Annotated in this window: 18 protein-coding genes and 1 tRNA gene; 6 read left to right on the top strand and 13 right to left on the bottom strand. The window is 72.1% G+C overall.

The features are described from left to right. Window positions 1-222: 222 nt before the first annotated feature. A complete protein-coding gene (locus ACH4EB_RS08275; RefSeq protein ID WP_398346583.1) occupies window positions 223-1,605 on the bottom strand; it encodes an alkaline phosphatase in 1,383 nt (460 codons plus the stop codon). A 404-nt stretch (window positions 1,606-2,009) separates the two neighbouring features. Between ACH4EB_RS08275 and ACH4EB_RS08270 the strand changes: the two genes are divergently transcribed. Continuing rightward, window positions 2,010-2,555 (top strand): DUF6344 domain-containing protein, encoded by a 546-nt coding sequence (locus ACH4EB_RS08270; RefSeq protein WP_398346582.1) that lies wholly within the window; start codon window positions 2,010-2,012, stop codon window positions 2,553-2,555. A 370-nt stretch (window positions 2,556-2,925) separates the two neighbouring features. Here ACH4EB_RS08270 and ACH4EB_RS08265 read toward each other — a convergent pair whose 3' ends face one another. The 4 genes from ACH4EB_RS08265 to ACH4EB_RS08250 form a co-directional block, all read right to left on the bottom strand. Continuing rightward, window positions 2,926-5,169, bottom strand: a complete 2,244-nt coding sequence (locus ACH4EB_RS08265; protein WP_398346581.1) for an MFS transporter — start codon at window positions 5,167-5,169, stop codon at window positions 2,926-2,928. A gap of 411 nt (window positions 5,170-5,580) precedes the next feature. After that, entirely contained in the window at window positions 5,581-6,183 is a 603-nt protein-coding gene (locus ACH4EB_RS08260) for a GNAT family N-acetyltransferase (RefSeq protein ID WP_398346580.1), read from the bottom strand. Window positions 6,184-6,734: 551 nt separating this feature from the next. Beyond that, complete coding sequence (locus tag ACH4EB_RS08255) at window positions 6,735-8,039, bottom strand: sensor histidine kinase (protein WP_398346579.1); 1,305 nt, start codon at window positions 8,037-8,039, stop codon at window positions 6,735-6,737. Between the two features lie 101 nt (window positions 8,040-8,140). Further along, the gene (locus ACH4EB_RS08250) at window positions 8,141-8,875 is read right to left on the bottom strand and encodes a response regulator (RefSeq protein ID WP_398347049.1); all 735 of its coding nucleotides are present in this window, start codon (window positions 8,873-8,875) and stop codon (window positions 8,141-8,143) included. Between the two features lie 294 nt (window positions 8,876-9,169). On the opposite strand from ACH4EB_RS08250, the gene ACH4EB_RS08245 reads away from it, so the two are divergent. Beyond that, complete coding sequence (locus ACH4EB_RS08245) at window positions 9,170-10,153, top strand: D-alanyl-D-alanine carboxypeptidase family protein (protein WP_398346577.1); 984 nt, start codon at window positions 9,170-9,172, stop codon at window positions 10,151-10,153. A gap of 110 nt (window positions 10,154-10,263) precedes the next feature. Here ACH4EB_RS08245 and ACH4EB_RS08240 read toward each other — a convergent pair whose 3' ends face one another. From ACH4EB_RS08240 to ACH4EB_RS08220, 5 genes are all read right to left on the bottom strand, one after another. After that, complete coding sequence (locus ACH4EB_RS08240) at window positions 10,264-10,839, bottom strand: hypothetical protein (RefSeq protein WP_398346576.1); 576 nt, start codon at window positions 10,837-10,839, stop codon at window positions 10,264-10,266. A 50-nt stretch (window positions 10,840-10,889) separates the two neighbouring features. Beyond that, entirely contained in the window at window positions 10,890-11,543 is a 654-nt protein-coding gene (locus tag ACH4EB_RS08235) for a hypothetical protein (RefSeq protein ID WP_398346574.1), read from the bottom strand. After that, on the bottom strand, window positions 11,543-12,994 hold the full coding sequence (locus ACH4EB_RS08230; protein ID WP_398346573.1) for a putative T7SS-secreted protein: 1,452 nt from the start codon (window positions 12,992-12,994) through the stop codon (window positions 11,543-11,545). The genes ACH4EB_RS08235 and ACH4EB_RS08230 overlap by 1 nt, the downstream gene beginning before the upstream one ends. Before the next feature lie 54 nt (window positions 12,995-13,048). Then, window positions 13,049-13,354, bottom strand: coding sequence for a hypothetical protein (locus ACH4EB_RS08225; protein WP_073765668.1), 306 nt, complete (start codon window positions 13,352-13,354; stop codon window positions 13,049-13,051). Window positions 13,355-13,546: 192 nt separating this feature from the next. Then, window positions 13,547-13,620, bottom strand: a tRNA-Gly gene (locus ACH4EB_RS08220). 223 nt (window positions 13,621-13,843) lie between these two features. Here ACH4EB_RS08220 and ACH4EB_RS08215 point away from each other — a divergent pair. From ACH4EB_RS08215 to ACH4EB_RS08200, 4 genes are all read left to right on the top strand, one after another. Then, the gene (locus ACH4EB_RS08215; protein WP_003979945.1) at window positions 13,844-14,002 is read left to right on the top strand and encodes a hypothetical protein; all 159 of its coding nucleotides are present in this window, start codon (window positions 13,844-13,846) and stop codon (window positions 14,000-14,002) included. 189 nt (window positions 14,003-14,191) lie between these two features. Then, on the top strand, window positions 14,192-14,767 hold the full coding sequence (dcd, locus tag ACH4EB_RS08210; protein WP_398346572.1) for a dCTP deaminase: 576 nt from the start codon (window positions 14,192-14,194) through the stop codon (window positions 14,765-14,767). A 16-nt stretch (window positions 14,768-14,783) separates the two neighbouring features. Further along, on the top strand, window positions 14,784-15,281 hold the full coding sequence (locus ACH4EB_RS08205; RefSeq protein WP_030017816.1) for a phosphoribosyltransferase: 498 nt from the start codon (window positions 14,784-14,786) through the stop codon (window positions 15,279-15,281). Between the two features lie 492 nt (window positions 15,282-15,773). Continuing rightward, window positions 15,774-17,282 (top strand): ricin-type beta-trefoil lectin domain protein, encoded by a 1,509-nt coding sequence (locus tag ACH4EB_RS08200; RefSeq protein WP_398347048.1) that lies wholly within the window; start codon window positions 15,774-15,776, stop codon window positions 17,280-17,282. Between the two features lie 105 nt (window positions 17,283-17,387). Here the strand turns inward: ACH4EB_RS08200 and ACH4EB_RS08195 are convergent, their stop codons facing one another. The 3 genes from ACH4EB_RS08195 to ACH4EB_RS08185 form a co-directional block, all read right to left on the bottom strand. After that, the gene (locus ACH4EB_RS08195; protein WP_398347047.1) at window positions 17,388-18,401 is read right to left on the bottom strand and encodes a Yip1 family protein; all 1,014 of its coding nucleotides are present in this window, start codon (window positions 18,399-18,401) and stop codon (window positions 17,388-17,390) included. A 671-nt stretch (window positions 18,402-19,072) separates the two neighbouring features. Next, window positions 19,073-20,050, bottom strand: a complete 978-nt coding sequence (locus tag ACH4EB_RS08190) for an AraC family transcriptional regulator (RefSeq protein ID WP_398346571.1) — start codon at window positions 20,048-20,050, stop codon at window positions 19,073-19,075. A gap of 383 nt (window positions 20,051-20,433) precedes the next feature. Beyond that, a complete protein-coding gene (locus ACH4EB_RS08185) occupies window positions 20,434-21,243 on the bottom strand; it encodes a trypsin-like serine peptidase (RefSeq protein ID WP_398346570.1) in 810 nt (269 codons plus the stop codon). Window positions 21,244-21,309: the final 66 nt, after the last annotated feature.

Genomic DNA, 21,309 nt, shown 5'->3' with positions numbered 1-21,309 from the left:
GCGTAGGGCCTCGTGGTGGCTGGAACGGGCGTAGGGCCTCGTGGCGGGCCGGAACAGGTGTAGGGCCGGAGTACGTACCCCGGCCCCACGCTTCCCCCGTTCCCCCGCTCCCCCGTGCCCCCGTTCTTGTGGTGCCGTGCCCCCGTTCCCCCCGTTCCCCCCCCGTTTCGCCGGAAGCCCCCGCGGGTGTTCAGGCGATCGTGACCGTGCTCGCCGCCGTCCTCAGCGCAGGCGCAGGGCGCCGCGGATCGTGGCGAAGAGCTGCGTCTGGTCGGTGACGCCGAGCACGCGGTACGCCTGCGGGCCCTGCGCGGCGATCCGGACCTGCGTGCCGGTGTGCTCCTGCGACTTGCCCGGCGTGTTCGTCGAGTAGTTGACCTTCAGCTTGCCGCCCTCGTCGGTGACGAGCGTCGAGGAGAGGCCGGGCGGGCTGGCCTCCAGCGGCACGATCTGGCTGGAGTGGCCGTGGTCGGCGGTGGTGACCACGAGCGTGTCGGGGTGCTTGGCGGCGTAGTCCCGGGCCACCTTCACCGCACGGTCGAACGCCGCGGTCTCGCCGATCTGCCCGCAGGGGTCGGCGGCGTGGTCCTGCTTGTCGATCGAGGCGCCCTCGACCTGGAGGAAGAAGCCCTTGTCCCGGCCGTGGCCGCGCTGCGCCTTCTGCTTCTTCTCCAGCAGGTGGATCGCCTTGGCCGCCTGCTCGTCGAGGGCGGGCGTGCCCGCGGGCCGCTGCGGGTTGGAGGTCGTGCAGCGCTGCGGGTCGGTACCGCCGACAGCGGCGGGCTTGCCGGTCCACTCCACCGGCACGTTGCCCGGCGCGAAGAGCCCGAGCACCGGCTTGCCGTGCGCGACGCTCTTGACCCGCTTGAGCCCATCGCGGTCCGTGACGACCTGGTAGCCCAGCTTGCGGGCCTGTTCGGCCACCGTCATGCCCTGGTACGGGCCCTCGGTGATCTTCTGGTCGAAGCGCTGCTTGCCGCCGCCGAGGAGCACGTCCACCTTGTGGTTCACGCTCTGCTCGGCGATCGAGCCGGGGCCGCCCTTGCCGATCTTGTCGGTGGGGCACTTGGCCATGTCGGCCGGGCCCTGACAGCTTCGGTCGGTGGCGTGCGAGGCGAGCACGGCGGGGGTGGCGTCGGTCAGCTCGGCGGTGGTGACGGAACCGGTGGCGTAACCGTTCCTCTGCGCCAGCTCCAGGATCGTCGGCAGCGCCTTGTCGGTGTCCGGCGTCTTGGAGATCCGGCCGTTGACCGTCTTGTGGCCGGTGGCCCAGCCGCTGCCGCTGGCCGCGGAGTCCGTGACGTAGTCCGGCTTCTTGTGCCGGTCGACGGCGTACGTGGTGTACGTACCGGTCATCGGGAACTTGTCCATGTTCAGCCGGCCCGCGGCCCCCACGGTGTAGTCCCGGGCGAGGGTGATCTCGCTGTCGCCCATCCCGTCGCCGATCAGCAGGATGACGTTCTTCGCCGCTCCGCCCCTGACCGCCCGCTCCGCCTGGTCCTCGGACCCGAACGCGGCGGCGCCCGCGGGTACGGCCGCCGCGGTGGCGAGCACCACGGCGGCACCGGTGATGACGCCGCGACGGGACAGGCGCAGTCTTCGCATGAGTTCTCCTCTTCGCACGTCGGCCGGATGCCGACGCAGCGAAGCCCACCAGCCCATGGTGAATGCCCGGTGACCACCACACGGCACCTTGACCGCCGCCACCCCAACGGAGGGCGTCCGTGCGGGCGCGGGGCGGCGGTGGTCGCCCTTCCGGGCCCGTACGGCCGGTCGTCGCCCGGCGCTCGCGCTCCGTCCGGTTCGACCGACCGGGTGGTGTTCATCGGAAGAACGGCGAATCGCGGTCGTCGGTGCTCGTGTTCCCGAGCCGCCTACACATCATGAGGAAAGTACGCAAATCGGTCATCGGGACAAGCGTCTCAGCGGCGCTGTGCCACCGCTTCACCGCGGCGCCGCCCCGACGGCCCCGAATCACCGCAGGACCGAGCAGAGAGAAGAGAGGGATCATGGCCGCCACCAAGGTCACGAAACTCTGGACCGCCTTCGCCGTCATCATCGTCAAGTTCCTCGCCGCGCTGGGATTCCGTACCCCCGCCACGGCTTCCTCCGCGGCCTACGCCACGGTCCCGGCCCCGGCCGAAGGGGAGGCGCGCGGCACCGCCGCGACGCTCGCCGCCGCCGGAACCGGTTCCGCGACGAGGGAGGTGGCCGCGCCGCCCGGCAGCGGGACGGGCGCGGCGCGGCGGGCCGAGGCCCCCGGAAGCCCGGACGACGGGCGGTACGAGCGGGACTCCGGCCCTTCGTCGGCCGCCCCGCTGTTCGCCGCCCCCCGGACGATGTACGGACGGATGCTGCCACCGACGATGAAGCAGCGCATCCGCGCCGAGGCGCACGGCGCGGCACCCAGCTCCCGCTGCGTGCAGTCGGACGCCTTCGACGCACCGTACGCCGGACCCGTCGGCGCACCGCCGGCCCGCCCCGTCACGGCGCCGTCGACCCGCGCCGTGGTGCCCGCCGCCCGTCGCCCCGAACGCGTCCTCTGCCCGGCCTGAGCCGCCCGGAGCGCGCCCGAGCTGTGTGTCGAGTGCGTGCCTGAGCCGTACCGAGTACGCGTCGGGAACGTGTCGAGTACGCGCCGGACGTACCGAGTGGGCGCCTGAGCCGTACGGCGTGGGTGCCGGAGGACGGGCGGACGCATCGGGTGGGTACCGGGCAGGTAACGCGGTACCGGGCACGGAGCGCCGGGTACGGAGTACCGGGCATCGGGTATCGAACACCGCGTATCGAGCGCCGCGTACCGCGCATCGGGCCCCGAGTGACGGGCACCGTGTACCGAGCACCGAGTGCCGGCAGCGGTTCGCATTCGGGTTCTGGATTCCGGTTCCGGTTCCGGCCCTGGTTCTGGCCCTGGTTCCGACCGGCTTACGGAAGCGGCCTCTTGGCGGCCTCGTGAGTGAGGTCGAGGTCGAGGCGGCGTTCCCGGTCACCGGCGGTGAGTGAGACCCGGCCGGCGCGCGGCGGGAAGCCGGCGGCCGTCAGGGTGTAGGCGCCGCCAGCGAGGCCGGTGAAGGCGAAGGTGCCGTCCGGGCCGGTAAGGGTGCGGCCGGCGAGGGAACCGTCCTGGCCCTGGAGAGTGACGACGACGTCCGGCAGCGGGCGTCCGTGCGGGTCCCGTACGGCGCCGTGGACCGCGGCCGACGGGACGAGCCGGGCATCCTGACGTACGGGTGTGCCGGCGGACATGAGTGAGCGCGCGTGCGGGCGGTGGCCGGCGGCGCTCAGTATCAGGGTGAGGTCTCCGGACGGGAGCCCGCTCAGCTCCCAACTGCCGTGCGTGTCGGCTGTCGTGGTGGCCACGACATCGCCGTGCGCGTCGGTGAGGACGACACGTCCGCCGTCGAGCGGTGTGCCGTCGGCGCCTCCGAGGAGGGTGCCGCGGACGTGGCGGGCGCCGGACCGGGGCGCGGTGACGAGGGTGGACGCGGGCGTGGTGGCGCCCGCGGTGTCCGCCTGGGGAACGTCCATGGGCGTACGGGGGCGTGCGGGAGACGCGGGGGCGCCCGGCGCGGGGGCCTGGAGCGCGTCCGATCCGTGCGCGCCCTCCGAGGTGCCTGTCTTCCCGCTGTCCGGAGCGACCCGTTCGTGGTCCCCGGTCTCCTCCCCGCTCCGCGCGAGCAACTGCGGGCGGGACGCCGTGCGTGGTGACGGGAGGAACGCCGCCAGGGCGAGGCCGATGGCGACCGCGCCGGCGGCGATGCCGAACGAGGTGCGGAACCCGGCCATGGTCGGCACCGAGGCCGCGCCCGCCGGGGCGGACATATGGGCCAGCACCATGCCGATGACTGCGCTCGACACGGACGTGCCGATCGAGCGCATCAGGGTGTTGAGGCCGTTGGCGGCACTCGTCTCGGACGGGTCCACGGCGCCGACGATCAGGGCGGGCAGGGAGGAGTACGCCAGGCCGATGCCCGCCCCGACGACCACCGAGATGATCACGGTCTGCCAGGCCGCGCTCATCAGGCCCAGCCCGGCGGCGTACCCGACAGCGATGATCAGCATGCCGAGCATGAGCGTGGCCTTGGGGCCGCGCCGGGCGGATATGCGCGCGTACACGGGGGCGGTGAGCATCATCGTCAGGCCGAGCGGGGCGACGCACAGGCCCGCCACCACCATCGTCTGCCCCAGGCCGTAACCGGTGGACGCCGGGAGCTGGAGGAGCTGCGGCAGGACGAGGGAGATCGCGTAGAAGGCGACGCCCACCATGATGGACGTGAGGTTGGTGAGCAGCACCTCGCGGCGGGCGGTGGTGCGCAGGTCCACCAGCGGTGCGGTGACGCGCAGTTCGAAGACGCCCCACAGGACCAGGACGGCGACCGCGCCGCCGAACAGGCCGAGCGTGGCCGGCGAACCCCACCCCCAGTCACTGCCCTTGGTGACCGGCAGCAGCAGGCAGACCAGGCCGCCGGTCAGCCCGATCGCGCCGAGCACGTCGAACCGGCCGGTGGCGCGTACGGAGGTCTCGGGGACGAAGACGACGCTGAGCAGCATGGCCAGCACGCCCAGGCCCGCGGCGCCGAAGAACAGCGCGTGCCAGTCGGCCTGCTGGGCGACCAGGGACGCGGCGGGCAGCGCGAGACCGCCGCCGACGCCGATGGAGGAACTCATCAGCGCCATGGCCGAGCCGAGGCGTTCGCGCGGCAGCTCGTCGCGCATGATGCCGATGCCGAGCGGGATGGCCCCCATGGCGAAGCCCTGTAGCGCCCTGCCCATCAGCATCGTGGCCATGTCAACCGTAAAGCCGCAGATCAGCGAGCCGACCACCATGAAGCCGAGGCTGGTCAGCAGCATCCGCCGCTTGCCGTACAGATCGCCGAGCCGGCCCATGATGGGGGTCGCGACGGCGCCGGTGAGCAGGGTCGCCGTCATGACCCAGGTGGCGTTGTTCGGGGCGGTGGCCAGGAGCGTCGGCAGGTCCTTGATGACCGGTACGAGCATCGTCTGCATGACGGCGACGACGATGCCGGCGAAGGCGAGGACGGGGACGACGGCACCGCGCCCGGCCCGCCGGGCTCCCCGGGGTGCCTCGGGGGCCGGCGCGGCGGGATCGGGCGGGGGGTGGGCGGCGTGCGCCGGACCCCCGGCGCGCTGGTCCGTCGTCTGCGGCATGGGTGCGGCCTCCGATGGGTGCAAGTGAGTGCCCCCTGAACGCTTTTGCCGCCGTGGTCATTCCAACGCCCGCCGAAAAGACGCCGGACGGCGGCGGCGCACGTACCGCCCGTCCGGCGACGCGTGGTGGGCGGGCGACGCGTGTTCGGCGGGCGATGAGTGCCGGATGGGCGACCAGCGCCTGGCGGCCGCCGAGTGTTCGACGCCTGCCGAGCGGGCAACGCCCGCCGAGTCCCGGACGGACGCCGAATGACTGGCGTCGGCCGAGTCCCGGACGGACGCTGAATGACTGGCGTCGGCCGAGTGCCGGACGGGCGCCGAATGACTGGCGTCGGCCGAGTGCCGGACGGACGCCGAGTACCTGGCGCCCGCCAAGTGCCGGACGGGCGACGGGGCACGCGTCCGCCGCCGTCAGGCCCCCGGCTTGCGCGTCATCGCCCAGGTGCGCGGGCCGCCGCCGGGGAGCGGGTAGTCGGCGGTCACCTCGAATCCAAGGCGCTGGTAGAAGCGCACATTGCGCTCGTCCGAGGTCTCCAGGAAGGCAGGCACCCCCGCCGCCTCGGCGGCTTCGAGTCCGGGACGGAGCACCGCGCCGCCCAGACCGCGGCCCTGGTGGCCGGGGTCGACCCCCACCGAGCCGAGGAACCACACGGGTTCGGTGGGCCGGTGCACGCCCATGGCAGCCTCGGCCTGTGCGGACGCCTCGGCCCGGTCCCCGGCGAGCTGCGCGAATCGCGGCCCGAGTTCCCCGAAGACGTCACCTGCCGCGGCGGTCTCCGGGGTGGTCCACACGGCCACCGCGGCACCGTCGTCGGCCACCCACACCCGCCCGTGATCCAAACCCACGCGGGTGACGAACAGTTCGTTGAAGCGGTGCAGGCGGTCGGCGTGGTCGTCGGCCGCGATGGTGTGGCGGGTGAAGGGATAGTCGGCGAACGCGCGGTCCAGCGTGCGCAGGACGCGGGGCAGGTCCTCGCGGACCGCGGGCCGGACTGCGGGGGTGTGCGTGGTCATGGATGTCACCGGTTCGGTCGGGCGAGCGGGCACGTCACATCGCGGCGCGCACGGCAGGCGTACGACACCGCGTACAGCAGGGGTGAAACCCCCGTACGGTCATGTCTCAGGTAAGGACAGGGGACGCGGCTTTGCAAGCGCCCGGGCGAAGTGGGCCGGTTACGGGCGCCGTTGCGCGCGATCGCGGGCGGTTGTCGGCCAGCCAACAACCGCCCGCCTACCGAACACCGCCTACCGAACACCGCCTACCGAACACCGCGCGCCACCTGCCGAGCGTCACCCGCCGAGCACCGCCGGGCGGTCACCACCCGCCCGAGCACCGCCCGGCGCCCGCCGAACACCACACCCCGGCCAGCCAACGCCACCCGTCGCCCGCCACCCGTCGCCCGTCACCCGTCGCCCGTCGCCCGTCGAGCGGCGCCCGACGATCGCTTCCCCCGGCCGGCCAACGCCGCCCGGACCAGCGGCCCCCGCCCGCCACCTGGCCCCAGCCCTCCGTCCGCCCGGCCCCGGCCCCGACCGCCCCGAACCCAACGATCCACGGCGCGAACTCAGGACATGACCGTCAGCGCGCACGGCACCTGGAAGGTGATGATCGTCGGGCCGCCCACCGGACTGCTGATGCCGAGAGTGCCGTCGAAGGCGGCCAGCCGTCGCTGGATGCCCTGGAGGCCGCTGCCTGGCGCCAGGCCCGCGCCGCCGTTGCCGTCGTCGGTGACGCTGACGGCCAGCGCGCCGGCCCGGTACTGGATGTCGATGAGCACCCGGCCCGCACCGGAGTGCTTGGTGGCGTTGGTGAGCAGCTCGCAGACGGCGAAGTACGCGGCGGACTCCACGGCCGGCTCCGGGCGGGACGGCAGCTCCGCGGTCACCTGGACCTGGAGGCGGCTCTCCAGCGCGAGCGAGCGGACGGCGTCCACGAGGCCCCGGTCGGCGAGCACCGGCGGGTGGATGCCGCGTACGAGGTCGCGCAGCTCCTCCAGGGCACGCATGGAGGCGTCCCGGGTCTCGGCCAGCAGCGTACGGACGGCCTCGGGATTCTCGTCCAGGAGCGATTCGGCGGCGCCCAGCTTCATGCCCATGGCCAGCAGCCGCGCCTGCGCCCCGTCGTGCAGGTCGCGCTCGATGCGGCGGATCTCGGCGGCGGAGGAGTCGACGGCGTCGGTGCGCGTGCGGGCCAGGTGCTCCACCCGCCGGCCCATCCTGACCTTGGTGGTGGGCGCCAGCAGGGAGCGGGTGATGCGAGCGTGCAGGCGGAGCACGTACGGCGCGATCAGCAGGCTGAGGGGTATCTCGGCCAGGCCGAGACCGCCGGCGATCCAGGCGGTCTCCTGGCCGCGTACGGGCACGAACAGATACCAGGTGCCGTCCCAGACGCCGGTCACCGGCTCCCAGATGAACGGCAGCGTCATCCCGAAGAGGCCGTGCGCGAGCAGCGCGAACGGGGTCACCGCCAGCACGCCGGTCACGATGACGGCGCACTGCGCCCACAGCACATCGCGCCAGGTGGCGCTGTCGGAGATGATCGCCTCGCACCGGCGCCAGGCGCCCTTCCAGCCGCGCTCCGCGCGGGGCACGGGGCGGTACGGCTCGGCGATCGGCACTCCGGTGCGGCCGGTCAGACGTCGCTGGGTGCGGGCTGCCCGGCGCAGCGCCGCGATCAGGCCCGGTATGAGAAACAGGCCGAAGCCGAGGAGGGCCAGGGTCATGCCGAGGACGGCGAACCAGGCGAGGAAGATGGCGAGCAGGCCGAGGAAGAACATGCTCAGTCCGCGGCCCATGGCCACCCAGCCGGCGAGGAACCAGCCGCGCCCCTGACGTACATCCTGCACGTCGTTGTCCGTACCTTCGGTCATTCGACTCGTCTCCGTCTCCGTGCCTGCTCGGTGCGGGGCGCTCGCCGCGCCGTACGTCTCCATCGTCCGCCGCGCGGCGCCGGTAATCAGTGGTGTTAGCCCTACCTTTGAGCCGCGGCTTCTGGGGTTCGGAGGGCTTGGTGGGCTCGGTGGGCTTGGAGGGCTTCGGGAATCTCGGCGGCTTCGGGGGACGCGTACGTCAGATACGCCAGAACCGCCTGCACCCGGCGGTTGTCGTCCTTGGACGGCAGCAACTGGAGCTTGGTGAAGATGCTGTTGATGTGCTTGCCGATCGCCTTGTCCGTGACGAACAGCGCCTCGGCGATGGCGGCGTTCGACCTGCCCTCGGCCATCAGGCCCAGCACCTCCAGCTCACGCCGGGTCAGGCGGTCCAGGGGCTCCCGGCGCGCTCCGTGGTGCAGCAGCCGTTCGACGACCTTGGGGTCCAGGGCCGTACCGCCGCCCGCGACGCGGCGGACCGCCTCGACGAACTGGCGGCTGTTGAGCACCCGGTCCTTGAGCAGATAGCCGACCGATCCGGCCCCGTCGGCGAGCAGTTCGCGGGCGTAGAGCTGCTCCACATACTGCGACAGCACCAGGACGGGCAGGCCGGGGACGCGGCGCCGGGCCTCCAGCGCGACCTGGATGCCCTCGTCCGAGAAGGTCGGCGGCAGCCGTACGTCCACGATGGCCACGTCGGGCCGCTCGTCGAGCAGCGCGCGCAGCAGCTCCGGCGCGTTGTCGACGGACGCGACGACCGTGCAGCCGTGGGCCGTCAGCAGATGTTCCATGCCCTCCCTCAGGAGGAGCAGATCTTCTCCGAGGACGACGCGCATCATGGACCCCCCGTGCCGGCCGTTCGCGGACGCCGCCCCCGCGCGGCGTCTCTACGGTCCGGACCTTACCCCTTGCCTCTGACAACCCCTGGGCAATCCGGTGAAGTAGGGACGTACCCGGCAATGCGCGGCCATACTTCCTGAAGTCGCCCGCCCGCTCCGGAACCCGACGCTCACGCAAGGCCGCCGGGGAAGTTCCATGTATAGGGCATCCTCATAGGGCATCCGCTGCACTCTCGACCCGCACGGGAGCACAGCTCGACAAGAAGCACGACAGTTACGGAGCATTTCAACTTGCCTGCCAGAGCCCTGACTTCGTTAGTGCCGGCCGTCGTCGGCAGCGCCCTGCTCGCCCTCTCCCCCCTGACCGCTCAGGCCGCTCAGGCCGCACCCCCCACGCAGCACACCCCCTCCGCCCAGGCTCCCCAGCCTCCCCGGACGCCCCGCCCCACCCGGACCGCGCCCGACATCGCGGCCCAGGGCGCGACCCTGATCGACGGCGCGACCGGCACCTCCCTCTTCGGCAAGGAGGCGGACACGGTCCGCCCCATAGCCAGTACGGCGAAGATCATGGTCGCGTCCGTGGTGCTCGACGCCCAGGGCACCGACCTGGAACGGCGGGTCCCCGTCAAGCAGGAGTACCGGGACTTCGTCGCCCAGCACGGCTCCAGCACCGCCGACCTCCAGACCGGCGACAAGCTCACCGTCCGCCAGCTCCTCTACGCCACCCTCCTCCCCTCCGGCGCGGACGCCGCCTACGCCCTCGCCGACACCTTCGGCACCGGCGCCACCAGCAACGAACGCACCGCGTCCTTCATCGCGCAGATGAACCGGAAGGCCGCCGAACTGGGCCTCACCCACACCAAGTTCGACTCCTTCGACGGCGCGGGCACCGACGCCGGCACGCCGAACGAGCTGGCCAGGCTCGCCCGTCACGCCATGCGGAACGACACCTTCCGTACGGCCGTCAAGACCAAGCAGTACAAGGGCGAGGCCCCGGCCGCCAACGGCCGCACCCGCTACTACACCTGGAACAACACCAATCGGCTGCTCGGCTCGTACGACGGCGTGATCGGCATCAAGACCGGTACGACCACCCCGGCGGGCGACTGCCTGGTCTTCGCCGCCACCCGCGGCGACAAGACCCTCATCGGCACCATCCTGAACAGCAAGGACCGCTACGCCGACGCCGTCGAGCTCCTCGACCACGGCTTCGGCACCACCAAGGCCAAGGCCCTGAAGCTGCGCGCCCTCCCGGCGAACACCCCGCACAACTGATCAGCCGGCCGGTACGGAACTGACGGGGGCGCGGCCACATGGTGGACGCGCCCTCCGGCGTGCCCCGAGGCACCCGCTCGGGCCCCGGGCCAGACCGCCCCGCCCCCGCCTCACCGCTCCCAGTACTTGGCCACCGCCTGCGCATACGCCACCCGGTGGTCGAGGCTGTCGCCCCGGGCGCGGAAGCGGCCGCGTGCGGACTCCGTCAGGGCCGCCCGGCCGAAGAGGCCGCCGGGGCGCTTCCAGGCCGTGCGCAGGGGGGAGCCGATTTCGTCGATGGGGTGGTCGGAGACTGCCAGGCCGACCTGGTAGATCAGAACGAACGGCAGCAGTACCAGGCACAGGAGCAGCGACGGCACCGTACCCTCGCGGCCGCGCAGCGTCGTCCCGTCGGGCAGGTGGATCTCGTACGCGGGCCGCCACCGCTTCTTGCGCGGCGGCAGGCGGAGTTCGGCCAGGTGCTGGTGGTCCGGGGTGAGGACGGCGAGACGGCCGCCGTCCGTCCGGACGACCACGGCGAGCGGCGCGGCGCCGGCGGGATCGGCGGCGAGGGTGAAGCGCGGCTTGCAGCCCTTGGGGAGGGAGTATCCGTCGGGGGCGCCTCGGCGCACGTGGACGGGGTCGGCGCCCCGGGGGCGCAGCTCGTAGTTCTTGGGGTCGGGGTGGCGGGTGAAGGCGAGTGTCATGGAGTGTTCCGTCCCGTCGCGTCGGTGAGGTGCCGCACGGTACCGCCGCCTCAGCCGAACACCGCGCGTACGCCGCCCGGTGCCGGCTCCCCGGGGTTGTCGTCCTCCGGCGTCGCCGGCCGGACGTCCAGGCTCTCTCCGATCTGCCGCAACAGTCCGGTGTAGCGCGGCAGGTCGCCGAAGCACGGTGTCGAGAGGGCGAGCACCACCAGCCAGCCCCGCACCGGAGCCGGTACGTACAGCTCGACGTGGGCGAACTCCAGCACCGGAAGGATGCCCGTCCCCTCCGTCTCCGTGGCGTACAGGGAGAGCACGGCGGGGCCGCACGGCAGGTCCACCCGGTCGACGCTGCGGTGCTCTTCGAGGGCGAGCCCCTCCTGGATCGAGGCGGCGACGATGCCCGGGGCGTCCGGGTCCACGGCCTCCGCCCGTACGAGCAGGTGCGCGGTGCTCGCCGCGCCGTCCTCCGTCTCGTAGAGGGCGACGGACGCGTGGAGGACGCTGTCGGCGGCCAGCGCGGCCGTTAGGTCGGAGTAGGCGACGGCGGTGGTTTCGCGCTGGAACTCCGTACCGCCCGGCCAGATCTTCTCGGCCAGCTCCCACAGGGCGGCGTCGAGGACGTCCGGGGGAAGGTGCAGCGGCAGCTCGTGGAAACCCTCCGGGGTGTCCAGGGTGAGCGACACGCTCTGCGGGGACGCGGACATCAGAGCCTCCCCGCGGCCGGCGTACCGGGATCGGTGAGCTGGTTGTGGGCGCCGATGGCGATGCCCGGCACCTGCTGGGCCACCTGCGGGCCCTTGGACCACCAGGAGACCGGGTCGATGGAGCCGTCGGCCCGCATCGCCCCGCGCAGGGACGACTTGATGCCTTCGGGGGTGAGGCCGCTCTCCAGGACCTTGTTGAGGCCCTTGCTGATGCCCGCCTCCTTGATGCTCGCTCCCGCCACGTCCTGGACGTGGCTGTTCCACGCCAGCTTCATCCGGTTGCCGAAGCCGGTGGTGGTGAAGACCTTGCTGCCCCCGACGTACTCCTTGCCCATCCCGAGCAGCGACTTGCCCTCCAGGGCCCGCCCGGTGAACCCGGCGTCCCGCAGGGCGCGGATCTTGTTCACCTTGTCGATCGAGGCGACGGTACGGCCTTCCACCTGCGCCAGCTTCATGGGCACCTTGGCGCCCTTCATCGCGACGGACCCGAACTTCCCGAACGGGACCACCCCGATGCCGTCCCCCACCAGGTCCATCACGCTCACGTTCGCGCCGCCGAGCTTCGCCGCTCCGTGCGTGGCGAGGGCGCCCAGGGAGGCGCCCGCACTGGCGAGGGCCAGCGCGCCGGAGAGCGGCGGGCACCACAGGGTCAGCAGGGAGGCGACGCCCAGGATGCTGGAGGCGATCGACAGCCAGTCGCCGATCTGCTTCAGCAGGTCGGCGTGCTTGGTGCACCACTCCTGGATGCTGTGGCCCATGCTGGTGAAGAAGTCGCCGAGGCTCTCCCAGAAGCCCGGGTCGGGGGCCTTCTCCGTCGCGCGCCGGATGCGCTCGGCGATGCCGCGGGCCTCGTCCTGGTGGTTGCCGAGGAGGTCCTCGGCCTTCTTGACGATCGCCTCCAGCTCCTGGGTGGCGGAATCCAGCCGGCTGCGGGCGGAGTCCAGGGCGGTGTCCGCCTTGTTCAGCCGGGCGCTGGCCGCGTCGATCTTCTTCTGCGCGGCGTCCAGGGCGGCCTGGTCGGTGTAGTACGTGCCGGCCAGCCGCAGGTCCGGATCGGCGGCGGCCTGGTTGTACGCGCCGACCGCGCGCTCGTTCTCCGTCTTGCGGGTGGCGACCGTTTGCTTGGCCGCGGCGGCCTCCGCCTCGTACTGCTTGCCCTTGGTCTGGTACGAGGACAGCGCGGTGTGCCAGGCGCGGAGCTGGGTGACGGCGTCACCCATGGCGTCGCGGCTGTCGCTCACGTACTTCGGAAGATCACCGACCTTCTCGGAGAACGCCTTCGCCGCGTCGCCCTCCCAGTCACCGCCGCCCTTGCCGATGCGGGAGAGCACGGAGTGGGCGGAGTCCAGGGAGCGCTTGGCCGCGTCGAGTTTGCCGTTGAGGGCGTCGACGGAGCCCAGATCGCCGGGCGCCGGATTGAAGCCGAGGGCCGGAAAGTCCTGCTGGGTCATCGAGTCACCTGCCGGAGGTCGTGGAGCGCGGAACAGTTCGGATGAAGGTGCACGTCACGCCGCCTTCTTCGCGTTCTTCGCGAAGGCGTCGCGCAGCGCGTGCTCCAGCGACTCGTAGTTCTGCTTGACCTGCTTCAGCTTCTCCTCGATGGCCTGGGTGCCGTCGGCGATCTTCTTGATCGCGTTGTCCCAACTGTCGTGGAACTCGTCACAGGCGTTGTCCAGGGCCTCCGCACCGGTCGACTTCGGCCCGGTGTCCTTCAGCGCGCCCAGCGCTTTGCGCATATTGTCCTGACTGTCGTGCAGGTCCTTCAGCAGGCGACCAAGATTCTCCGCCTCGACCTTGAAATAGCTGCCCATGCACCCTCCTTGGCGTCCCCACGTCTATGCACAGCCGCCGCACACGTTACCGCCGGTCGGAACAGGAGACCGCACGGGGAGCGGGAGGAAAGCGTGAGCGAGGGTGCCGGCGGAGGGCGCTCACGGAATTCTGCTCCGCCCCCGTCATCGCGTACGAAAAAAGCCCCGGGCCGACGGCCTGGGGCTTTCTGCTGGAGCGGGTGACGGGAATCGAACCCGCGCTCTGAGCTTGGGAAGCTCATGTTCTACCATTAAACTACACCCGCTTGAGCGCCGCCCGTGGTGAGGGCGGTGCAGCGTCGCACACTCTACCTCATCGCAGGCCCCCGGTGCAGTTGACCGTGGGGTCCGGTCGTGTGTGGGGGGTGGGTTGCGGTGTGGGGTGCGGGAGTTGGGGCGTACGGTGGGGGCGCGGAGTGCCGCGTGCGGTGGCGCCCAGTTCATCCCCTAATGTGGCTTTTGTTGTCCACGCATTCGGGAGAGGACTTGATGGAGCGCACCGTCGTACGTTGTGCCGAAGGGCACGTGTTCAGCACCGCTTCGTTTCCCATGCAGACCACGGACCGGCTCGGCCCCGGCCGGCTGCTGCGGTGTCCGCGCTGCGCGCGGCTGCGGCATTCGGTGCCGGTGGGTGGCGAGAAGCGCTGAGGTCGTCCGGCCGCCGAGCGCGGGCCGGCAGGAGATGCGGAGCGGACGGCAGCCGGTGGAGCGGCTGTGAGAGTTCTGGGCGAGGGCCCGGTCCCCGAGGCGGGGGCCGGGCCCTCGTCGTGCGGGCCCGGCCCGCGGGGGCGGTGGTGGTGTGCGGAGCGGGCGGATCCGGGCGCGTATCCTCGATGCGTGCTTCTCTCAGACAAGGACATCCGGACCGAGATCGACGCGGGCCGGGTCCGCATCGATCCCTATGACGAGTCGATGGTGCAGCCGTCGAGTATCGATGTGCGCCTCGACCGGTACTTCCGGGTGTTCGAGAATCACCGGTACCCGCACATCGATCCCGCCGTGGAGCAGCAGGACCTGACGCGCGAGGTGGTGCCGGAGGGGGACGAGGCCTTCATCCTGCACCCCGGTGAGTTCGTGCTCGCCTCGACGTACGAGGTCATCACGCTCCCCGACGACCTCGCGTCGCGGTTGGAGGGGAAGAGTTCGCTGGGCCGGCTGGGGCTGCTGACGCACTCGACGGCCGGCTTCATCGACCCGGGTTTCAGCGGGCATGTCACGCTGGAGCTGAGCAATGTCGCGACGCTGCCGATAAAGCTGTGGCCCGGCATGAAGATCGGACAGCTCTGCATGTTCCGGCTGACGTCACCCGCCGAGCATCCGTACGGCTCCGAGAAGTACGGCTCCCGGTATCAGGGCCAGCGGGGGCCGACGCCTTCGCGGTCGTTCAAGAATTTTCATCGGACACAGGTCTGAGAGTGCGAGAGAACCAGTGAGTGGTGTGCGGGAGAACCTGACGTACGAGCGCTTCGGCGGCGCGATTCGCGAGCTGGCACAGACGATCGCCGACGACGGGTACGAGCCCGACATCGTGCTGTCGATCGCGCGCGGCGGCGTCTTCGTGGCCGGCGGCCTGGCGTACGCGCTGGACTGCAAGAACATCCACCTGGTGAACGTGGAGTTCTACACCGGGGTCGGTACGACCCTGGAGATGCCGGTCATGCTGGCGCCCGTACCGAACGCGATCGACTTCTCGGACAAGAAGGTGCTGATCGCGGACGACGTGGCCGACACCGGCAAGACGCTGAAACTGGTGCACGACTTCTGCCTGGGGACGGTGGCCGAGGTCCGCAGCGCGGTGATCTACGAGAAGTCGCACTCGCTGGTGAAGTGCGAGTACGTGTGGAAGCGCACGGACGAGTGGATCAACTTCCCGTGGAGCGTCGAGCCGCCGGTGGTGCGGCGCGAGGGACAGGTGCTCGACGCCTGAGCGAGGGCGGAGCGGGGACGGAGTGAGGACGGTCCGCGGGGGTCCGCAGGTGGTCTGCGGGCGGCGATCCGGGACCGGCCTCTGAGTGGGGAAGCGCATCGGGCGTGACGGTCCGGTGCGCTTCTTGGTGTCCGGGTGAGGGGGACATCGGATGGCTTCGGCGGATGCGGCGGATACGGCGGATACGGCGGATACGGTGACTCCGGCCGTACCGGCTGTCCCGGCCGCCCCATCCGCCCCGTTCGTTCTCGGTCGCCGCTGCCGCTGCCGCTGCCGCTGCCGCTGCCGCTGCCCCGTCCCCGGCCCCTCTTCCCGCCGCGTCCCCGCCACCTCCGTCTGTTTCCCCCGTGCCCTCCGTGTTTAGAGGGCGGCCTGTGAATTCGGGCCAATCCCGTTCCGGGTGTTCCGCCGTTCGCTACCTCCGAGTAGAAACCGGCGGAGACAGCAGACCGGAGGGGAGGCCCAAGGGTGCGTGCGAGAGCGGGGCGGCTGATGGCCGCCGCAGCGGCGTTGGCGGTGGGGTTCGGTGGAGCGGGCGGGGTCGCGGGGGTGGGCGCCGGTACGGCGGTGGCCGCCCAGGCGGGTCCCGCGGCGGCCAGGCCGCTGCCGCCCGAGCTGGAGAAGATCCGGGCGGCCGAGGCCGTCAAGCTGTACGGGGACGCGGCCGAGCGGCCGGTCGGGCAGCGCAAGACGTCCCTGATCTCGCTGGGGGACAGTGAGATATCCGGGGAAGGCGTCGGTACGTACGAGCCGGGGACGGACGGGCCCGACAACTGGTGCCACCGCTCGCCCGACGCCGCCATCCACCGGACCGGGATCGCGGCGGACGTGACGTACAACGTCGCCTGTTCCGGCGCGTACACCGGCAACATCAACATCGGCGGGACCAAGCAGTACGCCGACGAGCTGGTGCAGAGCGACAGCCTGGCGATCAAGGCACGCAACACCCGGCTGAAGATGGTGCTGCTGGTCGCCGGCGCCAACGACGACCTCCAGTTCGGTCCGGTGATGACGGACTGCGTCACCCGCTGGCTCACCTTGCAGGGGCCGTGCGAGCCCAAGTACCGGCCGGGGTGGCAGGGGCGGGTCGACGCGCTGGTGCCCAAGGTCGAGAAGAGCGTGCGTGACCTGCGGACCGTGATGCGGGACGCGGGGTACGCGGACGGCGACTACAAGTTGGTCGTGATGGGCTACCCGAGCCCGATCGGGCCGGACATCGAGGACAACCCGAACTTCCCGGGCAAGCTGCCGGGCGGGTGCACGGGGTACACCTCCGACTCCGCGTGGGGCCGCGACGCCGCCGTACCGGCCTTCGAAAAGGGGATGCGGAAGGTCGCCGCGGACACCGGCGCCACCTACCTCGACAACTCCCGGCTCTTCCACGGCCACGAGGTGTGCATGGAGGACACCTGGGCCCGCGGGCTGTACGTGAACCTCGCCAACCCCTTCCCGCCGGACGCCAACTCCGTACGGCAGTCCTTCCACCCGAACGCGCGCGGCCACGGCGCCTTCGCCTCCTGCCTCACGCAGCTCTACACGGCGGACCGGCGCGAGGCGTCCTGCGCCGACCCCGCGAGCACCGGGCAGCCGAAGCTGTACCCGCTGGCCTGGGACGACGTGTACCAGCCGCTGAAGAACGCCGGCACCGGCACCTGTGTGGACGCCAAGGGCGCGAGCAGCGGTAACGGTACGGCGGCCGTGGGCTGGGACTGCAACGGCCAGCGCAACCAGGAGTGGTGGCACGACGCGGAGCGCCGCTCCGTGCACGTGGGGCTGACGCAGGACCGCTGCCTGGACGTGCCGGGAGCGAAGTACGAGGCCGGGACCGGGCTGATCCTGTGGAACTGCTCGGGCGCGGCCAACCAGCAGTTCACGAAGGACGCTGCCAGCGGGTCGATCCGGCCGGCCGCCGCGCCCGGGCTGTGCCTGACGCTGGGCTCGGCCAAGGACGCGGTACGGCTGCAGAAGTGTGACGGGTCGGCGGCGCAGCGGTTCGCGTAACCCGTCGCGCGGGTGGGCGCCGGCGGGGAGGCCGGGGCCCGCCGGTACGCGGAAGGGCCCGCTCCGGGAGGCGCGGGCCCTTCCGTGCGTGGCGCGGGCGAACGTCTACAGGGTGCCGAGCTTGACCAGGGCCAGCAGCGCGACCATCTGGATGGCGGAGGCGCCCAGCGCCTTGGGCCACGGCAGGTCGTGCGACTTGCTCACCATCGAGGTGAAGAGCGCGCCCGCGGCCAGCCAGGTGGCCCAGCCGACCACCTGCACCAGGGTGCTGTCGCCGCCCAGGAACATCGCGAAGAGCAGCCGGGGCGCGTCCGTGACCGACATGATCAGCATGGACAGGCCGACGGTCGGCTGCCAGGCGCCGTCGCCGCCGAGCTGGCGGGCCAGGGTGTGGGTGACCGCGCCCAGGATCAGACCACCGATGACGAACATCACGGCGGTGATCAGCACCCACGGGATGCTGTTGGAGAGCGTGGCGTTCAGCACGTCCTCACGGGCCTTGTCGAAGCCGAAGACCGCGAGCAGGCCGTAGCCGAACGTCACGATCAGGGCCGGGCCCCAGACCGGGTGGTCGCGCATCTGCCAGAACGTCGGATTCGGGCGGGTGACCAGGCCGGTCAGCAGTTGCTTCCAGGGCAGGCGGGGACCGGCCGGCGGGGCCGAGGTCTGGCCCGCGCGGTAGGTGCCGCCGTCGCCGTACCCCGCGTCACCGTACGGGTCGCCCCCGGGCGCGCCGTGGGCGTACCCGCCGTCGTCGTACCGGCCGTTCGACGGTCCGCCGGGCGGGCCGTACGCGTCCGGGGCCTCGCCGACGCTGAACTGCTGGGTGTGGCCCGGGCTGTTGTCGTTGGCGTACGGGGCGTAGGACTGCTGCTGCGGCTGGTAGCCGCCGTCACCGAAGTACTCGGGCTCGCCGTGTCCGTCGCCGCCGTGCGGGCCTGCGGGGCGCGGGCCGCCGTACGGCTGCGGGGGCTGTGGCGGCCGGTGCGGTTGCTGCTGCCACTGCCCGTGCGGAGACGGGGGCTGCTGCCCGTACGGCTGTCCCTGCTGCCCGTACGGAGTCTGCTGCCCCTGCTGCTGCCCCTGTTGCGCGGAACGGGCGTCCCGTCCGCGACCCATCCTGAATCCAGCCACGTCATCGAACGTACCTGGTCTCGGGGGTCGCGTGGCCGGGCCCGGGGGCCCGGGGCGGCTTTGCTGCCGACCTGTGACATCCCCTAGGGGAGCGCGGGCGCGTCCCCGAGGGGGCACGGATGACACGCGAGGGGTGAGGGAGAACCGGGGTGGCGGATGGGGCGCGGGAGGCGGGCCCGGCGCGGGGTCCGCCGACCCATGAGGCATCGGATCGTCGTCGTCCGACGCCTCACGGGCGGGGGTCCGGCTGCGGTTACGGGGGGATACCGGCCGGTACCCAGGGGCGGCCCACCGCTGCGTGCCGCCGTCGGTATGCACGGACGGACGAACGCATCGGCAACACCGAATCAGCCCTGGCACCCCAGACCGTAGCGGTGCGGGAGCGGATGCATGATCCATTCTGCGCAGCCGGTATCCGGATCACGCTGCGTGTTCGCCGATGGGGCGGGGCGGGGGGAGGGGAGAGGGCGGTCGGGGAGGGCTCGCGGTTCGTCGGGTTCCTATGGTTCCGCCGGTTCTTGCGGTCCCCGGTTCCTGCGGCAGTCTCGGCCTTTCGGCCCGTGCGCCCGGCCCGAGCGCCCCGGGGCCCGGCCCGAGCGCCTGTCATTCCCCGGCCCGCGCGCCGTCGCCTCCGCAGCCCGCGAACCGTCGCTCCCTCAGGGCGCGTGCAGCGTCTGTGAGGGCGTCTCCCCGAACCGTTCCCGGTAACTGCGCGCGAACCGGCCCAGGTGCACGAAGCCCCACCGGTATGCCACTTCGCCCACGCTCAGCTCGCCGGGCCCCGCCGTCCGCAGCTCGTCCCGTACGCGGCTCAGCCGTACGTCACGCAGGTAGGCCATCGGCGACATGCCGACGTGCCGGCGGAAGCCCTCCTGGAGCCACCGGGCGCTGACCCGCGCGACGGCGGCCAGCTCGGCGGTGTCGAAGGGGTGCTCGGGCCGCTCCTGGATGGCGTCCACCGCGCGCTTCACGGGCGCCGGGCGGTGGGACGGCGCCGCCGGGGCCGACGGCTGGGTCAGTTCGTCGCGGTACGGGTGGTCGGCGGCCAGCAACAGCCCGCTCAGCAGGGTCTCTTGCAGCGGCGCCGCCACCAGTGGCCGGTGCACCAGCTCGCCCGCGTCCTGTATGTCCCGTACGGCGGTCCGGACCAGCCGTGCCCAGCTCAGGCCCGGTCCCCGGGACACGTCGAGGCCGGGGGCGAAGCGCACCGGGGTGCGGACCGGCCTGCCCAGCAGGTGCTCCAGATGCCGCTCCAGGTCCGCCGTCCGGATCTTCACCGCCAGCAGCCGGCACCCGCCGCTCCACCGGTCGATGGTGGTGACGCCGTCCGGCTGGAACACCCCGGCCCGTTCCGGCGTGATGATCTCCGGCGCCCGCGTCCCCTGCCGCCACTGGACGGAGCCGCTCAGCGGTACGTCCACGTGGTACGCGCCCAACTCGCCGAACCGCAGCCGCAGGTCGGTGCCGAAGCCGACCTCACCGACGGTGAGCGCCCCGAGCCGTACGACGTCGAGACTCGCGCCCACGTCGTCGCTCCGGGACAGCCGGTCGATGTGGCTGGCGTAGAACGTCTCGCCGATCGCCCACCGTGCCTCGTCCAGGTCCGCCGTCCGCAGGGACAGGACCGAAGGCACCGGCGGGACTGCGGCCCCCGGCTCCGCAGACATGTTCAGTACGACCCTTCCCCCGGGCAGCCCGTGGCAGACAGAACCGTCCGTCCGGCTCAGGCCGCCTCACCTGCGCACGGGGAAAGAATAGGTGCATCCTTCAGGCGCCGAGGCGGGTTATCCGCATACGGTTCCGCATACGCGTCCGCATGCGGGGGGTCACGTACAGATGTTCCGTGTGCGGAGTGTCCCGCGTGCGGGCGTGGGTGTGCCGCGTCCGGGTGTGGGTGTCCCGCGACGGAGTGTTCCGCGTGCGAGGTGCGAGGTGCGACGTGCCGCGGGCGGCCGGTGGTGAGGGGGCGGGGCGGCCACGGCTCGCGCGAGGGCGCGGACGGATGGCGACGGACCGATCAGGACGCCTTCGCCGCGCCCCGCGCCACCCGCTCGTACAGCTCCCGCGCCTCCTTGCCGAAGAGGACGGCCGTCGACTCGGCGTCGGTGTCGCCGCCGCTCAGGACGCCGACCAGGCGCCCGGGGCGGCGGGCGTCGTGGTGGTCGGCGAGCCAGGGTCCGCCGCTGGTGCCGTCGTAGAAGCCGCCGCACCGCATCCGGAGCATGTACGGCTCGTCGTCGTCGCGCCGGGTGTCCGTGGCGCAGGTGACCGGGCGGTTGCCGGGGTTGTAGGCCTCGTTCGGGTAGCCGACGACGGTGACGTGGCGGCGAGGGCCCGAGGACCAGTCGGGGGAGGCGGCACCGACGACTTCCTGGACGGAGCGGCCCTGCGCGTCCGGCTCGACGGTCAGGAAGGCGTAGTCGCCGCGGTCGTCGTCGTCCTCGGTCCAGGCCTCGGGCACGTGGATGCCGCTGACCTTCCACTTTCCGTACGGGAAGGTGCCCTCCCCGGCTCCGGAGAAGCGCGGCGCGAACTGGATGTCGCCGGTGACCGGGCCGGGCTCGTACCCGTCGGACGCGTCCTCGCCGTCGAAGTGGACGCAGTGCGCCGCGGTGGCGAGCATGTTGCCCTTCGGGCTGTCGACGACGCTCGCGGTGCAGTAGTGCTCGCCGTCGGCGATCAGGACACCGACGAACGGCAGGCCCTCGAAGGGCCGGGCGGAGGGCAGCGTGGGATCCGCCGCCCGCGACGCGCCGCCGCACCCGGCGAGTGTGACGAGCGCGGTGAGCGCGGCGGCCGTGGCGAGGGCGGCGGAAGCGGATCTCATGTACGGGACGGTACGTCGTGACGGCCCCGCCACGTCGCGACGACTCCGGTGCGACGTGACGTACGC

It is taken from the genome of Streptomyces sp. NPDC018045, assembly GCF_044327445.1.
In the GTDB taxonomy this organism is placed as follows: Bacteria; Actinomycetota; Actinomycetes; order Streptomycetales; family Streptomycetaceae; genus Streptomyces.
This window is presented reverse-complemented; position numbering and strand designations above follow the sequence as displayed.

What these genes read in the sequence shown, in the direction of transcription:
- ACH4EB_RS08275 (WP_398346583.1), bottom strand. Translation starts at nt 1,605, where the DNA reads ATGCGAAGACTGCGCCTGTCCCGTCGCGGCGTCATCACCGGTGCCGCC.
- ACH4EB_RS08270 (WP_398346582.1), top strand. Translation starts at nt 2,010, where the DNA reads ATGGCCGCCACCAAGGTCACGAAACTCTGGACCGCCTTCGCCGTCATC.
- ACH4EB_RS08265 (WP_398346581.1), bottom strand. Translation starts at nt 5,169, where the DNA reads ATGCCGCAGACGACGGACCAGCGCGCCGGGGGTCCGGCGCACGCCGCC.
- ACH4EB_RS08260 (WP_398346580.1), bottom strand. Translation starts at nt 6,183, where the DNA reads ATGACCACGCACACCCCCGCAGTCCGGCCCGCGGTCCGCGAGGACCTG.
- ACH4EB_RS08255 (WP_398346579.1), bottom strand. Translation starts at nt 8,039, where the DNA reads ATGACCGAAGGTACGGACAACGACGTGCAGGATGTACGTCAGGGGCGC.
- ACH4EB_RS08250 (WP_398347049.1), bottom strand. Translation starts at nt 8,875, where the DNA reads ATGCGCGTCGTCCTCGGAGAAGATCTGCTCCTCCTGAGGGAGGGCATG.
- ACH4EB_RS08240 (WP_398346576.1), bottom strand. Translation starts at nt 10,839, where the DNA reads ATGACACTCGCCTTCACCCGCCACCCCGACCCCAAGAACTACGAGCTG.
- ACH4EB_RS08235 (WP_398346574.1), bottom strand. Translation starts at nt 11,543, where the DNA reads ATGTCCGCGTCCCCGCAGAGCGTGTCGCTCACCCTGGACACCCCGGAG.
- ACH4EB_RS08230 (WP_398346573.1), bottom strand. Translation starts at nt 12,994, where the DNA reads ATGACCCAGCAGGACTTTCCGGCCCTCGGCTTCAATCCGGCGCCCGGC.
- ACH4EB_RS08225 (WP_073765668.1), bottom strand. Translation starts at nt 13,354, where the DNA reads ATGGGCAGCTATTTCAAGGTCGAGGCGGAGAATCTTGGTCGCCTGCTG.
- ACH4EB_RS08215 (WP_003979945.1), top strand. Translation starts at nt 13,844, where the DNA reads ATGGAGCGCACCGTCGTACGTTGTGCCGAAGGGCACGTGTTCAGCACC.
- ACH4EB_RS08200 (WP_398347048.1), top strand. Translation starts at nt 15,774, where the DNA reads ATGGCCGCCGCAGCGGCGTTGGCGGTGGGGTTCGGTGGAGCGGGCGGG.
- ACH4EB_RS08195 (WP_398347047.1), bottom strand. Translation starts at nt 18,401, where the DNA reads ATGGGTCGCGGACGGGACGCCCGTTCCGCGCAACAGGGGCAGCAGCAG.
- ACH4EB_RS08185 (WP_398346570.1), bottom strand. Translation starts at nt 21,243, where the DNA reads ATGAGATCCGCTTCCGCCGCCCTCGCCACGGCCGCCGCGCTCACCGCG.